Source organism: Streptomyces violens (assembly GCF_000717745.1).
GTDB classification, from domain to species: domain Bacteria; phylum Actinomycetota; class Actinomycetes; order Streptomycetales; family Streptomycetaceae; genus Streptomyces; species Streptomyces violens.
On record NZ_JOBH01000007.1, the window covers coordinates 257,549 to 270,923 of the forward strand.

Sequence of the window (13,375 nt, forward strand, 5' to 3'; positions counted from 1 at the left end):
GACCGGTGACCGGGCTAGGAGGAGTTGGATGTTCCAGAACGCCGACGAGGCCAAGAAGTTCATCGCGGACGAGGACGTCAAGTTCGTCGACGTCCGATTCTGCGACCTGCCCGGTGTCATGCAGCACTTCACGGTACCGGCGGAGGCGTTCGACCCGACCGAGGAGCTCGCCTTCGACGGCTCCTCGATCCGTGGTTTCCAGGCCATCCACGAGTCCGACATGGCGCTGCGCGCGGACCTGTCCACGGCGCGTGTCGACCCGTTCCGCCGGGACAAGACCCTCAACGTCAACTTCTTCATCCACGACCCGATCACCGGCGAGCAGTACAGCCGTGACCCGCGGAACGTGGCGAAGAAGGCCGAGGCGTACCTCGCCTCCACCGGCATCGCCGACACCGCGTTCTTCGGCCCCGAGGCCGAGTTCTACGTCTTCGACAACGTCCGCTTCCAGACGTCGGCGAACGAGAGCTTCTACCACATCGACTCCGAGGCCGGCGCCTGGAACACCGGTGCGGTGGAGAACAACCGCGGCTACAAGGTCCGCTACAAGGGCGGTTACTTCCCGGCCCCGCCGGTCGACCACTTCGCCGACCTGCGCGCCGAGATCTCCCTGGAGCTGGACCGGGCCGGCCTGAAGGTCGAGCGCCAGCACCACGAGGTCGGCACGGCCGGCCAGGCGGAGATCAACTACAAGTTCAACACGCTGCTCGCCGCGGCCGACGACCTGATGCTCTTCAAGTACATCGTGAAGAACGTCGCCTGGCGCAACAACAAGACCGCGACCTTCATGCCGAAGCCGATCTTCGGTGACAACGGTTCCGGCATGCACGTCCACCAGTCCCTGTGGTCCGGCGGCGAGCCGCTCTTCTACGACGAGCAGGGCTACGCGGGCCTCTCGGACACCGCCCGCTACTACATCGGCGGCATCCTCAAGCACGCCCCGTCGCTGCTGGCCTTCACCAACCCGACGGTGAACTCCTACCACCGCCTGGTCCCCGGCTTCGAGGCCCCGGTCAACATGGTGTACTCGCAGCGCAACCGTTCGGCCGCGATGCGTATCCCGATCACCGGCTCGAACCCGAAGGCCAAGCGCGTCGAGTTCCGCGCCCCGGACCCGTCCTCCAACCCGTACCTGGCCTTCTCGGCCCTCCTCCTCGCGGGCCTGGACGGCGTGAAGAACAAGATCGAGCCGGCCGAGCCGATCGACAAGGACCTGTACGAGCTCGCTCCCGAGGAGCACGCGAACGTCCAGCAGGTCCCGACCTCCCTCCCCGCGGTCCTCGACGCCCTCGAGGCGGACAACGAGTACCTCCAGCAGGGCGGCGTCTTCACCTCGGACCTGATCGAGACCTGGATCGACTACAAGCGCACCAACGAAATCGCCCCGATCCAGCTCCGCCCGCACCCGCACGAGTTCGAGCTGTACTTCGACATCTAAGAAGCACTGCTCAACGAGCACCGCTCTTGCACCGAGGGCCGTCACCCCGTTCACGGGGTGACGGCCCTCGCGGCGTTCAGGAGGCGGCTTGTGAGACGCCGCGCGTGAGTTCGCCGAGGAAGTCCAGGATTCCCTGGCCGAGAGGGGTCGTGGCGATGAGGACTCCGAACGCCACAGCGGCGAACACCACCAGGACCTGATCGATTCGCTTTCTGGGCGCTGGGGGGCGGCGCATCACCAGGAAGAGGATGACAGCAAGTAAGAGCGCCAGGTCGATGGTCAGCAATTGCCGGACCTCCCGTCAGCCGCACGTCAGGGCACGACTGCCCACCGCGGCGAGCTACTTGCTCGGCGTGGCGGACATATACCCCGCTCCCCCGGTATAGCCCGAAACGGGAGATTCCGCGCCTGTGCTGCTGGGAGAGGCCGGTCGTGCGGTCAGTGCGCCGGGATGCGCGCCGAGACGCAGGGGTCCTCGTTGCGGTAGCCGAGGCGGGTGTAGAGGCGGTCGGCGGGGGTGTTGTCGGCCAGTTGCCAGAGGGTGCAGAAGCCGTGGTGGTGGACGGCGTGGCGGGTGAGCCAGGAGGTGAGGGCCGCGCCGAGGCCCTGACCGCGCTGTGCCGCGTCGGTCGCGACGGAGGCCATCAGCGGGGCGCCGCTGTCGCGGAGGCTGCTCAGGGCGCCGCAGGCGACGAGCCGGCCGTCGGGGTCGCGGATGCCGGCCCACAGGCTGACGTCGGCGGAGCCGGGGCCGGTGGAGTGGGCGGGGCTGTGCTCGGTGAGGAAGGCGTGGATTTCGGCGTGGTGGGACTCGTCGAGGACGATCACGCGGTCCTCGCCGCGTTGCACCGGGGGCTCGTCCAGGGTCCAGCGGAAGATCCACTCGACGATGTCCCTCACCGGGAGGTGGCGGCCGACCAGGGTCTCGGTGCCGCGGGGGCCCGTGAACTCCCGTACCCGGTCGGGCAGGGCCAGGGCCGCGCGCAGGACGAGGCCGGCGGCGGCTTCCGGTTCGCCGACGGACCACACATGACCGCGGGCGTCGTCGAGCCAGGCGGCGGCGCCGTCAGCGGTCCAGCTGATCCGGTCGGCCGGGCGCGGCCGGGCGGCGCCGAAGCGCAGCAGGGCGGCGCCGGCCTGGCGCTCCAGTCCCTGGTGGAACAGGTCGGCGGCTCGGGGTGCGTGAGTCGTTGCCTGCATTGCTCTCTGGGTGGGGAGTACGGATGTCGGGAGAACATCAGTAGGGCATGGACATGGACAGGAGGAGAACGGGACTTTTCGGGCACGCGAGAAGCACGGCTCGGAAGGTCCGTTTGAGTTGGGGGGACCCCGGCGACGGCTGCGCACACGCGCGCCCGGTCGACCGGGGCGGACCACTGTGACACACCGACCCGGGGCCGGGGCAAATTCGGGGGCGCGAGGGTGGCAACGTCACAGCAGCCCCACGACCCGGTCGTCACCGGGCAAGTGGGATCAGCGGCGAACGCGCGGGACGCGACGCATACCCACCGTGGTGGTGACGCGGAAGAGCGGTGATGTGAGTATCACGGTCTCCGGGGCCGACGCGGAGCAGGTCCGCCGGGCGTTGGCGAGTCTGGACGCGGAGAACGGGAGAGACGCGGCACCGGAGGCGAACGGAGACGGTCCGCGGTCCGTGACGCCTCGGGAGCAGTGAGAGCGCGGAACGGAGCGGCCGCCGCCCCGGATTCGGGTCGGCGGCCGCTCCGTATCGAGGGGTATTACTCCGTGGCCAGCAGTTCCCGGAGTTCCGCGACCGCGGTGCGGAGGTGGTCCGCGAAGGCGTGCATCTGGTCGGCGACCGCGCGTGGGGTGCTCAGGTAGAGGTTGAAGCGGTCGGGGAGGAGGACGTAGGCGATGCCGATGCAGCGGCTGCTCGTGGAGCCGAAGCCGAAGTACTGGATGTGTTCGGACGGCGCCGAGCTGGTGCTCAGGTAGTCGTCGCGCATGGTCAGCCAGCCCGGGGAGCGGTAGAGCGCCGGCTGTTCGGTCACGCCCAGGTCCGCGCCGCGGCGGCGCTGGATCAGCTCCAGCTCCCACAGGTGCTGCTCGGGCGCGTCGCCCGCCTGGCATTCCTTGGCGCGGGTGACATGGGCCGCCGCGGCGGTGCGGAAGGCGGCGCGGCGGGCCTCGGCGTCGGCCGCCGGGTCCTCCATGGCGGCCACGAATGCCTGGATCTCGGGGGTGACGACGCGCATGGCCTCCGTGCGGCCGCGGCGCCACTGGCGGGTGGCGATCGACTCGTACGTGGCGCCGAGCCGGCCCTTCGCGCGCTGGTGGGCGAGCTGGTAGGCGAGCTGCACGAAGGCGTCGGGCGAGGTGCGGAGGGCCTTGGCCGCGGTACTGCCGAAGTCCTCGAAGGACACCGTCTGGGTGGCGGTGTCCGCGCCGTACTGCGCGAAGGACTCGGCGGCCGCGCGGGCCCTGGCCTGGAGGGCGTCGTCCAGCGCGAAGACGACCGGGGCGATCTCGGGGCGGCCCTGGGAGCGGGCGCCGGAGAGCCGGGAGTGCTCCCCGGCGGGGGTGCCGAGGAGCGTGTCGACGAAGCTGAGGATGGTCGTGCCGTCCAGGCCGCAGTGCTCGACGTTGATACCGGCCCGGCCGTCGGCGAAGACGACGAAGGTCACCGCCTTGTCGAACCAGCGGTTGCCGCGGTCCCCGTGGAGCAGCTCGTCGCAGGTCTCCTGGGTGTCGGCGGGCGCGAAGTCCTCCAGGGAGACGCAGAAGAGAGCCGTTTCGACGTCGTCGAGGGCTGCCGCGTTGCCGGGGTGGTAGGCGAGGAGGTCGTCGCGGGCTGCCGCCCATTCGGCGCGGGCCATGGTGGTGAGGTGGCCCACGGACGTGCCCGGTGCCGCCGGCTCCGCGCCCGCCTTCACGACGGCGGCCAGCCCGGCCTCCAGGTCGGCGAGGCTGTGCGGGGTGCCGTCGGTGCCGAGTACGTCCATCTTGTACATCGCGCCCCGGAAGAAGACGACGATGTGGCGGGCGTCGGACGGGCCGGGCCACTCCTCGGAGTAGGGGTGGCGGACCGTGTCCAGCTCCGCGCCGGGGATGCGGGTGGTGGAGAAGAGGTACTTGTTCTGCTCCATGGTCTGCGGCGCCCCGCGCAGCACCACGGGCGGGATCTTCTCCTCGTCGAGCTGCTTCTTGTAGGCGACGGCCGCGGCGATCAGCCCGGCCGCCCGCTCCGCCTGCGGCTGCCCGGTGTCCTTGAAGAGGAAGAAGAAGTTGGCGTTGAGGGCGATGCGGTCCCGGCGGCCGAGGTAGCGGTAGGGCCAGAAGGTGTCGAGCCAGCTGTGCACGCCGGGCGTGCGGTCGTACCCCGCCAGCGCCGCCTGCAGGATCGGGCCCGGGCCGTCCGGGCGGCGGAAGGCGGCCACCTCCGCCTCGGTCGCCGCCCGCTCCTCGGGGGTCAGCAGCGGCCCGCACCAGGCGAGGAACCGCTCGCAGCTCTCCTCCAGCGAGGGCAGCGGCACCCGCGGCAGGGTGCCCTCGTGGGCGAAGGTGGGGGTGGTGGGGGCGGCGGTGGCCGAGGGGGCGGTGGCCGTGCCCTGACTGGGGTTCAAAGCTGCTCTCGATTCGGGTCGTGAGGATCATGGGACCGGAGGCGTCCTGCCGGGCCGTACGGCCGGGAGACGTAGAGCTGTGCGTACAGCCAGCCTTCCGCTTCCAGGCCGGTGGCATCCACTCCGGCTGCCGACATCGTGTCCAGGACGAGCGCCTGTTCCTCGGGGGAGGCGAAGCGGCGCTGTTTGTGCATCCCGTCGACGCGGGTGGTCTCGTAGCCCAGGCCCGCCAGCGCCCGCTCGACCGGGTCGAACGGGAACATCCGCAGCACGAAGTGGGCCATCCAGGGCCGGTGGGCGCCCTGCGCGCGGACGACGCGGGTGAGGGTGCGTTCGGTGACGTAGCCGATGCAGCCGGTGGAGAACACCAGGTCGGCGCCGGACAGCAGGTCGCGCTGGCCCGGTGTGGGGTCGTGGTTCTCCAGGTCGGCGTGGACGGTGCCGTCGAGGAAGCCGGCCTCGCGCGCGTAGGACAGCGCGTTCTCGGAGGCGTCGAGGCCGACGAAGCGAGTGGGCTGCGCGGGCCGGCGGGCGCGGGACAGCTCCCGGTCCCGGGCCAGCAGCTCCTCGCGCGTGAGCCCGGCGGCCGCGTCGCCGCCGTAACGGGCGTACAGCTCGTCCATGGCGATGTCGTACTTCAGCAGCGCGGCGTTGATGCCGTACGAACAGCCGATGTCGACGACCTTGGGCACCGCGACCCGCCGGTCCTCGCGGTACTCCTTGAGGAGCTTGGCGAAATACGGCTTGGCGAGCTGCGGTACGCAGTAGTCGAGCGTGCGCAGCACGGTGAAGTACGCGCGCGGGTCGGGCTGCGTGTAGATGTGGTCGAGCGAGACTTTTCCGGTCGTGTCGAAGCGCACGGGGTTGCTCCTCCGTGGATCGCGAATGGGAAAACGTCCTGCAATGTGCTGCGGGGCGCCCCCGTCACAGGGAGGATGCCCCGCGACGGCTCAGTCCAGCAGCCCGTCCCCCCGCACGGCGCGGCCCTCGGCCGCCAGGTGCTCGGGCAGCACCCGGCCGAAGAGCTGGCGGGTGCGGGCCACGCTGCCGATGACGCCGGGGCGCTCGCTGTACGCGAAGATCGCCGAGTGGCGGGCCGTGCCGCCCCCGACGGGGCTGACGCGGTGCAGGGAGTAGCGGCCCTTGAAGAGCTGGAGGTCGCCGGTGTGCAGCGGGAGGCGGCGGATCAGCCGCGCGCCGCGCCCGGCCAGGACGTCCCGTACGTCGTCGAAGTGCTCGTCCTTCGCCGACCGGATGTTCGGGCAGTACTCAAAGGTGCCGCCGGTCTCGGGCTCCTGGGTGAGCATGGAGACGGTGAACTCGTTGGTGTCGAAGTGCCAGGGGTGTTCCCGGCCGGGCTCGACGACGTTGAGGACGAGGCCGGCGAGCGGGTCGGCGAGCTCGTACAGCTCCGCGAGGCCGAAGCAGCGGGCGAGGAAGGTGCGGAACGCGCCGTGGGCGTAGAGCCGGCTGATCAGGGCATCGGCCGGGATGCGGTCGCGGGGGACGAAGGCGTTGCCGCGCTCGAAGGTGGTGCGGCCGGGGTGGTCGGCGGGCAGGTCCGGGTGCACGGCGGTGTTGTAGACGTTGACCGTCTCGACGTCGAAGTAGGCGCGGGGCGCGAGGGCGGCGCACTCCTCGCGCAGCAGGTCGCGCAGGGCCGGGCGGATGAAGTCCCGCAGGACGGTGCAGCCGGTCGTGGCCAGCTCGTGGCGGGCGCGGGCGGTCAGGGCGAGGCCCTCGGCGCCGTCCGGATCCGCCAGGGGATAGCGGGCCGTATCGACCATCTGGTCGAGCGTCGTGGCTTCGAGTGTGCTCATGCGATCCTCTCCACGCGTGCGGGTGGGCGTGCCAACTGTACGGAGGAGTAACGCAGTTGAACGTGTCACAGTGTCGCAATGTTGTCTGTGACACGTCACACGGCGCGTTCACGCATACTGACCGGCCATTTCGAGCCGGTCCGGGCCGGGGGCCGCATGGCGTGCGTCACAGCGGGCCCGAGTAACACGGGGTTCACATTCGAGCAATGGACGGGAAACGGCCCGTTGCGAGGGTGCGTGAGTACGCCCGCACGCGTATTCGTACTAAACCGCAGGAAGGGCCCCCGTGACCATCAAGGCCGAGTACATCTGGATCGACGGCACGCAGCCGACCGCCAAGCTCCGCTCGAAGACCAAGATCCTCTCCGGGCCCCGTGAGCTGGCCGAGCTGCCCGTGTGGGGCTTTGACGGTTCCAGCACCAACCAGGCCGAGGGCCACTCCTCCGACCTCGTGCTGCAGCCCGTCTTCTCCTGCCCGGACCCGATTCGCGGCGGCGAGCACATCCTCGTGCTGTGCGAGGTGCTCAACACCGACATGACGCCGCACTCCTCCAACACCCGTGCGCTGCTGCGCCCGGTCGCGGAGAAGTTCGCGGACCAGGAGCCGATCTTCGGCATCGAGCAGGAGTACACCTTCCTCAAGGGCAGCCGCCCGCTCGGCTTCCCCGAGGGCGGCGGCTTCCCCGCCCCGCAGGGCGGCTACTACTGCGGCGTCGGCGCCGAGGAGATCTTCGGCCGCGAGATCGTCGAGAAGCACCTCGACCACTGCCTCGCCGCGGGTCTCGGCATCTCCGGCATCAACGCCGAGGTCATGCCGGGCCAGTGGGAGTTCCAGGTCGGCGCGCTGCCGGCGCTGGAGGTCTCCGACCACATGTGGATCGCGCGCTGGCTGCTCTACCGCACCGCCGAGGACTACGGCATCACCGCGACCCTGGACGCCAAGCCGGCCAAGGGCGACTGGAACGGCGCGGGCGCGCACACCAACTTCTCCACCAAGGCGATGCGCGAGGGCTACGACGCGATCATCACCGCGTGCGAGTCGCTGGGCCAGGACGGCAAGCCGCTGGAGCACGTGAAGCAGTACGGCACCGGCATCGAGGACCGCCTGACCGGCGCCCACGAGACCGCGCCGTGGGACCAGTACAGCTACGGCGCGTCCGACCGCGGCGCCTCGGTCCGCATCCCGTGGCAGGTCGAGCGGGACAAGAAGGGCTACATCGAGGACCGCCGCCCGAACGCGAACGTCGACCCCTACGTGGTCACCCGCCTGATGGTGGACACCTGCTGCACCGCCCTGGAGAAGGCCCTCCAGGTCTGACAGGCCCGACCGCCGATGGTCAATTCGCAAGAAGGGCGCCCCGCTTCAAGCGGGGCGCCCTTTGCGTACGGCGGTGGGGCGCCCTTTGCGTATGACGGGCGCACGAAGGACAGATCACGCCGCGTCTGGTTGAATAGGGGCATGGCCAGCCTCACCGAAACCTCGACGGGTCGCACCGACCTCGAGCCGTTCTGGCCGTCCCGGCAGGATCACCTCTTCGACCGTCTGTGTTGCCGCGCGCACTGAGCGCGGGCCCGCAAAGCACCCAGACAGCAGCCCTGCCCGCGCGCACGACGTCCCCCGACGCCCCACTGCGCGAAAGAGCTGACCTCGATGACGTACGTACGATCCCTTTCTGCCACCGCCCCGACGGCCACCGTTCCCGCTCCGCCCCGGCTGCGCGCCGTGGCCCCCGACGAAGTACCGCCGGTCGCCGACCTTTTGGGCGCCGACGCCACCTGGCTGCCGGCACCTCAGCACACCCTTCCCGAGCTGCCGGGCCGGCCCCCGATGGTCGGCTACCTCGTGCTCGTACCGGCCACCGCCACCCCTCGCCCTGAGCCCGAGCCGGCGCCCGCGGCGCCCGCGGCCCCCGCTGCCGGCTTCGGTGAGGGCGGCGTACGGGTCGACCCGGAGCGCCGCACCGTGCACGTCCATGACCGTCAACTGGACCTGACGTTCCTGGAGTTCGAGCTGCTGGCGCACCTGGTGGCGCATCCGCAGCGGGTGCACACCCGCGATCAGCTCGTGACGACGGTGTGGGGTTACGGGCATGTCGGCGACGGCCGCACGGTCGACGTCCACATCGCCCGCCTGCGCCGCAAGCTGGGCGCCGCGCACCGCTCGTCGATCGTGACGGTCCGGCGCGTGGGCTACAAGTACGTACCGGTCTCCTGACCGTACGGCCGTGGGGCCCGGCCGGCGTGGCCGGGCCCCACGGCCTTCACCTCAGGCCGCCCGCGCGCGGCGCCGGGCGAGCATCCCGATCCCCGCGTCGAGCACCAGGAACGCCAGCAGCGGAACCCCGAACAGCGGCAGGAACCAGCCCACCGCCGCCGTCACCGCCACCAGCGGGAACAGCACCGGCAGCGGGACCTGCCGCCAGGCGCCGCGCGGGTGGGCGCGCGGAGCGCGGGACCGACGCGGCCTGCGCTGCCACCACATCCGGTAACCCCACACGATCACCAGGATCAGCGCGACCATCAGGGCGGCCAGGGCGACCTGGTTGGCGAGGCCGAACAGCACGCCCATGTGCACGTCGATCCCCCACCGGGTGAGCTTGGCGAGCAGGGGATAGTCGGCGAAGTCGAGCCGGTCGGTGACCTGCCCGCTCGCCGGGTCGACCGCGATCGAGTCCAGATGCGCGGGCCACTGCTTGTCGGTCTGCTGGACGACGTACGCGGGCGCCGCGGCGGTCGGTACCCGGATCTCGACCGGGCCGGTCAGGCCCTCCTGCTGCTGTGCCGTACGCACGGTGGTGTCCAGGCCCTTGACGGCCGCGGCGGCGGACCCGTCGTGTCCCGCGTGTCCGGTGTGCTTGTCGTGGCCGCCGTGCCCGGCGTGCTCCCCGTGGGACATGCCCGGCATGTTCGCCGGCATCCCTGGCACCTCGGTCGACACCGCCGGAGTGGCGCCGCCCAGCGCGTCCTGGAGCCGCCCGATGTTCTCCCCCGCGTACGCCGACCAGGTCAGCCCGGTCGCCGACAGCGCGAGCAGCCCCGCGGCCGACCACAGGCCGACCGTCCCGTGCCGGGACAGCGTCCGCCGCCGCCCCGTCGTGCCCCGCAGCCGGCGCGCGGAGCGCCGCCGCCCGAGCCACAGCAGCACCCCGCCGAGCACAACCACCCACAGCCAGCTGGCGGCCAGTTCGCTGTAGAGCCGCCCCGGTTCGCCGAGCAGCAGGTCGCGGTGGAGGTGGTCGATGGTGGCGCGCAGCGGCAGCGCGCCGGAGCTGCCGTAACTCTCCAGCGCGCCACGCACCTTGCCGGTGTACGGGTCGACGAAGACGGCCAGCGATTCGCTCTCCCCCAGGCCCGGCGCGTCGAGGATCACGCGCGTCGTGGCACCGGGTTCGGCGGACGGCCGGACCGCGGTCAGGGTGCCTTCGGGGTGCGCCCGCAGGGCGGCGTCCACCTGCCGGGAGAGCGGGAGTTGGGTACCACCGGAGTCGGTGCGGAGTTCGTGCGCGTACACGATCTTCTCCGCCTGGAGGGAACCGGCGTACAGCAGGCCCGTCACGGCGGCGACGAGCAGGAACGGGGCGATCAGCAGCCCCGCGTAGAAGTGCAGCCGCAGCACGAGGGGGCGCAGGGCGGGCCATCCGGTACGCCGGGGCGGCGGCACGGCGGCCTCCCGCGTGCGGGCAGGGTCGAGTACAGACATGGTGATTTCTTCACCTTTCAGCGGCGAACAAGAGAAATGTCCGCGCCATGGCCGTGTCCCCGGCCCGGGGTCGAGTGCAAGCTCAGCAGGGCAGGGGCGGGCCGTTGGGCGCGGTGGTACGGAGCACCGCGCCCGGGGGTGGGCCGCGCCGGCTGACGGCGTCGGCGATCAGTTCCCAGCGGGGCACGCGGGGCCGGGTACGTTCCGGCGTCCGTGCCTTCCGTACTGGCTCGGGGGCCCGGCACACCGCGACGACCAGGCGCAACGCCCGGAAGGCCAGGGCCGCCACGCACCGCAGCAGTTGGAAGAACGCGGCCTCGCCGCGCCGCAGCCACAGTGCGCACAGCAGGGCGGCGAGGAGGTGCGCGGCGGTCATGCCGGGCGTCATACCGTGCATGACATGCATGCCGCCCGTGCCGTGCACGCCGGTCATGCCGTCCATGTGGGCTGCATTGCCCATATGCGCCATATGCGACGAATCGGCCCCCTGTGCCGCGGCGAACGCGAGGTGCAGGGCCGCCTGCACCGTCAGCACGCCGCCGGTGATGGCCGGCAGGCCGCGCTGTCGGCCGGCGGCGAGCCAGGCCGCGGCGCCGACGGCGGCGAGGGCCGCGGCCAGTACGCCCGGCGGGATGGCGGCGCCGGACATGGCCGCGTGCCCGGCCGCCGCGAGGACCACGCACACGGCCGCGAAGAGCGCGGCGCGCACGGCGCGGAACGGCGGGCGGGCATCGGGGGTCACAGGCGGCAATCCTGTCACCTGGCGGTACGGCGCCTCAGGCGGGTACGGCCTGCTCCCGGCGGTGCCGTCCCAGTACCACCGCCTCGGCCGCCGCCGCCAGCTCCCGCCGGTCCCGCCCGTCCGGTGCCAGCGGCGGATGCACCGTGACCCGGGCCGTGAGGGCGCTCGCCGTGAGGACGCGGCGCAAGGAGGACGCCAGGTCCTCCTCGCCTACGAAGGCGGGCACCGTGGAGGGCGCGCCGTGCTGGAGGTACCGGACGGTGACCGGGCGGACCGGCGCGCCCGCGTCGATCGCCGCCTGGAACGTCGCCCGGCGGAAGCCGCCCTCGGTCGCCGAACACCACGTCGTGGCCTGCGGGTAGACCACCACCGAGCGGCCGGAGCGGAGCTCCGCCGCGAGGTCGGCGACGGCCTGCGGAAGGCCGCGCGGGCTGCTGCGGTCGATGAAGCGGGTGCCGGCGCGCCGGGCGAGCGGGCCCATCACGGGCCAGCCGCCGACCTCCTGCTTGGCGAGCATGGTGACCGGCTCGACGGCGAGCAGCGCCAGGATGTCCAGCCAGGAGATGTGGTTGACCACGACGAGCGTGCCGGGGCCGCCGGTCCGCTCGCCCCTCACCCGCAGCAGCGGGCCGTCGTGGACCAGGGCGACATCCAGCGCGCCCAGTGCGGCGCGGGCGTGCCGCCGCAGCCGCCCTGGTTCGGCGAGCCGGTCGCGGTCGGCGGCAGCGCGCAGCAGTACGTGGGTGAAGGACGCGGCGCGGCGCGCCGTCCCGGCGAGCGGCGCCCGGGGCGCGGCGTGGTCGATACAGCCGGACGTGCAGGTGGAGAGCACGTCCCAGATGCCCGTCCGCGCGGTGCCGGGGGCCGCGGCCCGGGCGCTCACCGCTGGTCGCCCAGGAAGAACCGCCGGTACCGCTCGCCGAGCCGGTCCATGTCCAGGACGACGAAGAAGTCGGCCACGTCGAACTCGGGGTCGTGCGCGGGCGCCCCGCAGATCCAGGCGCCGACCCGGAGGTAGCCGCGGAGCAGGGGCGGCAGCTGGGCCCGGTCGCCTGCGCCGGGGGCCGCGGCCGCGGCCGTGTCCGGCAGCCAGGGCCGGTGCGGCCGGACCCGCAGCTCTTCGGGCGCGGCGTGCTTGGTGCGGCCCAGCTCCCACGCCGCCCGCGCGCACTGCCCGCCGTCGGCGAGCGGTACGGACGCGCAGCCGGCGAGGTACCGGTGGCCGGAGAGCAGGGTGTAGCGGGCGAGCGCGGCCCACATCTGGTTGATGACCGCGCCGGTGCGGTGGGCGGGATGGACGCAGGAGCGGCCGGCCTCGATGAGCGAGGGGCGCAGCGCGTGCAGACCGGACAGATCGAATTCGCCGTCCGAATACAGCCGTTCGCTGCGGCCGGGCGGCAGCAGCCGGTAGGTTCCGACGACCTCGCCGGTCGCGGTCTCGGTGACGATCAGGTGGTCCACGAGGTCGTCGTAGTCGTCGATGTCGTGGCCGGGCAGCGGGGAGTGCAGCGTGGCGCCCATCTCCTCGCCGAAGACCTGGTGGCGCAGCCGCTGGGCGGCGCGGATCTGCTCGGTCGAGTCGGCGACGGAGGTGGTGTACGCGGCGGGGGCGTCGGGAGTGGGCGCGTCCGGGGCGGGCCGGGCGTGCGGAAAGGCGGTCGTCGCAGGAGGAGTCGACGTGGGCATGACAGACATGACAGCTCCGTCCGGGTGAGCGGGAAACCGCACCGGCCGTCGCGGGGACGGCACCGGCCGGCGGGCACGGCGGTCGTGACACAGTGGCGGCGAGAGGCCCGGGGAGACCCCGGCCGCCCAGCCGACTTTTCCCCCGCCCGGCGCCCCGTCGCGTGAAGCCCAGAAGGAGCGCGGGTAAGAAACCGCCGAACACTGGCCCCCGATGGGCCCGGGTCACGCTCGGCACAGCAGCCACGACAACGGTCGAAAACGCGCCGAAACCCCTCTCACTCCACCGGCCCACAGCCGCGACATTCGGCGCGTTCTGGTCGTATCAACATCCTTGGAGATGGGCTGACGGCCCGTTAGCGTGACCCCTCGCACGTAACCGTTGATACTGCCGAGCAGTGGGGGCAT

The 13,375-nt window shown here is 72.0% G+C and carries 12 protein-coding genes; 3 read left to right on the forward strand and 9 right to left on the reverse strand.

Annotation, left to right across the window (positions count from 1 at the left end; translation table 11 throughout):
- The first annotated feature begins 28 nt into the window (after nucleotides 1-28).
- Entirely contained in the window at nucleotides 29-1,438 is a 1,410-nt protein-coding gene (gene glnA / locus IF04_RS0115800; RefSeq protein WP_030256830.1) for a type I glutamate--ammonia ligase, read from the forward strand.
- Nucleotides 1,439-1,514: 76 nt separating this feature from the next.
- Here glnA and IF04_RS0115805 read toward each other — a convergent pair whose 3' ends face one another.
- From IF04_RS0115805 to IF04_RS0115825, 5 genes are all read right to left on the reverse strand, one after another.
- Nucleotides 1,515-1,724 (reverse strand): hypothetical protein, encoded by a 210-nt coding sequence (locus tag IF04_RS0115805; protein ID WP_030256833.1) that lies wholly within the window; start codon nucleotides 1,722-1,724, stop codon nucleotides 1,515-1,517.
- A gap of 152 nt (nucleotides 1,725-1,876) precedes the next feature.
- Nucleotides 1,877-2,638: a GNAT family N-acetyltransferase gene (locus tag IF04_RS0115810; RefSeq protein ID WP_030256836.1), complete on the reverse strand. Its 762-nt coding sequence runs from the start codon at nucleotides 2,636-2,638 to the stop codon at nucleotides 1,877-1,879.
- A 539-nt stretch (nucleotides 2,639-3,177) separates the two neighbouring features.
- Nucleotides 3,178-5,022 carry a choline/carnitine O-acyltransferase gene (locus IF04_RS0115815; RefSeq protein ID WP_030256839.1) on the reverse strand — a complete coding sequence of 615 codons (1,845 nt, stop codon included), beginning with the start codon at nucleotides 5,020-5,022 and terminating at the stop codon, nucleotides 3,178-3,180.
- Nucleotides 5,019-5,882 carry a class I SAM-dependent methyltransferase gene (locus IF04_RS0115820; RefSeq protein ID WP_051831270.1) on the reverse strand — a complete coding sequence of 288 codons (864 nt, stop codon included), beginning with the start codon at nucleotides 5,880-5,882 and terminating at the stop codon, nucleotides 5,019-5,021. Before IF04_RS0115820 ends, IF04_RS0115815 begins: the two co-directional genes overlap by 4 nt.
- Nucleotides 5,883-5,972: 90 nt before the next feature.
- On the reverse strand, nucleotides 5,973-6,842 hold the full coding sequence (locus IF04_RS0115825; protein ID WP_030256844.1) for a HalD/BesD family halogenase: 870 nt from the start codon (nucleotides 6,840-6,842) through the stop codon (nucleotides 5,973-5,975).
- A 286-nt stretch (nucleotides 6,843-7,128) separates the two neighbouring features.
- Here IF04_RS0115825 and glnII point away from each other — a divergent pair, with 286 nt between their 5' ends.
- Together glnII and IF04_RS0115840 are read left to right on the forward strand one after the other, a co-directional pair.
- Complete coding sequence (glnII, locus tag IF04_RS0115830; protein ID WP_030256848.1) at nucleotides 7,129-8,160, forward strand: glutamine synthetase; 1,032 nt, start codon at nucleotides 7,129-7,131, stop codon at nucleotides 8,158-8,160.
- 333 nt (nucleotides 8,161-8,493) lie between these two features.
- On the forward strand, nucleotides 8,494-9,057 hold the full coding sequence (locus IF04_RS0115840) for a winged helix-turn-helix domain-containing protein (RefSeq protein WP_030256852.1): 564 nt from the start codon (nucleotides 8,494-8,496) through the stop codon (nucleotides 9,055-9,057).
- A 51-nt stretch (nucleotides 9,058-9,108) separates the two neighbouring features.
- Here the strand turns inward: IF04_RS0115840 and IF04_RS0115845 are convergent, their stop codons facing one another.
- From IF04_RS0115845 to IF04_RS0115860, 4 genes are all read right to left on the reverse strand, one after another.
- Entirely contained in the window at nucleotides 9,109-10,542 is a 1,434-nt protein-coding gene (locus IF04_RS0115845) for a PepSY-associated TM helix domain-containing protein (protein WP_030256855.1), read from the reverse strand.
- A gap of 82 nt (nucleotides 10,543-10,624) precedes the next feature.
- On the reverse strand, nucleotides 10,625-11,284 hold the full coding sequence (locus IF04_RS0115850; protein WP_037959586.1) for a hypothetical protein: 660 nt from the start codon (nucleotides 11,282-11,284) through the stop codon (nucleotides 10,625-10,627).
- A gap of 34 nt (nucleotides 11,285-11,318) precedes the next feature.
- Nucleotides 11,319-12,167: a lysophospholipid acyltransferase family protein gene (locus IF04_RS0115855; protein ID WP_245654414.1), complete on the reverse strand. Its 849-nt coding sequence runs from the start codon at nucleotides 12,165-12,167 to the stop codon at nucleotides 11,319-11,321.
- On the reverse strand, nucleotides 12,164-12,979 hold the full coding sequence (locus IF04_RS0115860; RefSeq protein ID WP_030256864.1) for a GNAT family N-acetyltransferase: 816 nt from the start codon (nucleotides 12,977-12,979) through the stop codon (nucleotides 12,164-12,166). The genes IF04_RS0115855 and IF04_RS0115860 overlap by 4 nt, the downstream gene beginning before the upstream one ends.
- Nucleotides 12,980-13,375 lie beyond the last annotated feature (396 nt).

Excerpts from the sequence above, each read along its gene's own strand:
- IF04_RS0115860 (WP_030256864.1), bottom strand. The coding sequence starts at position 12,979 with ATGTCTGTCATGCCCACGTCGACTCCTCCTGCGACGACCGCCTTTCCG.
- IF04_RS0115810 (WP_030256836.1), bottom strand. The coding sequence starts at position 2,638 with ATGCAGGCAACGACTCACGCACCCCGAGCCGCCGACCTGTTCCACCAG.
- IF04_RS0115825 (WP_030256844.1), bottom strand. The coding sequence starts at position 6,842 with ATGAGCACACTCGAAGCCACGACGCTCGACCAGATGGTCGATACGGCC.
- IF04_RS0115840 (WP_030256852.1), top strand. The coding sequence starts at position 8,494 with ATGACGTACGTACGATCCCTTTCTGCCACCGCCCCGACGGCCACCGTT.
- IF04_RS0115845 (WP_030256855.1), bottom strand. The coding sequence starts at position 10,542 with ATGTCTGTACTCGACCCTGCCCGCACGCGGGAGGCCGCCGTGCCGCCG.
- glnA (WP_030256830.1), top strand. The coding sequence starts at position 29 with ATGTTCCAGAACGCCGACGAGGCCAAGAAGTTCATCGCGGACGAGGAC.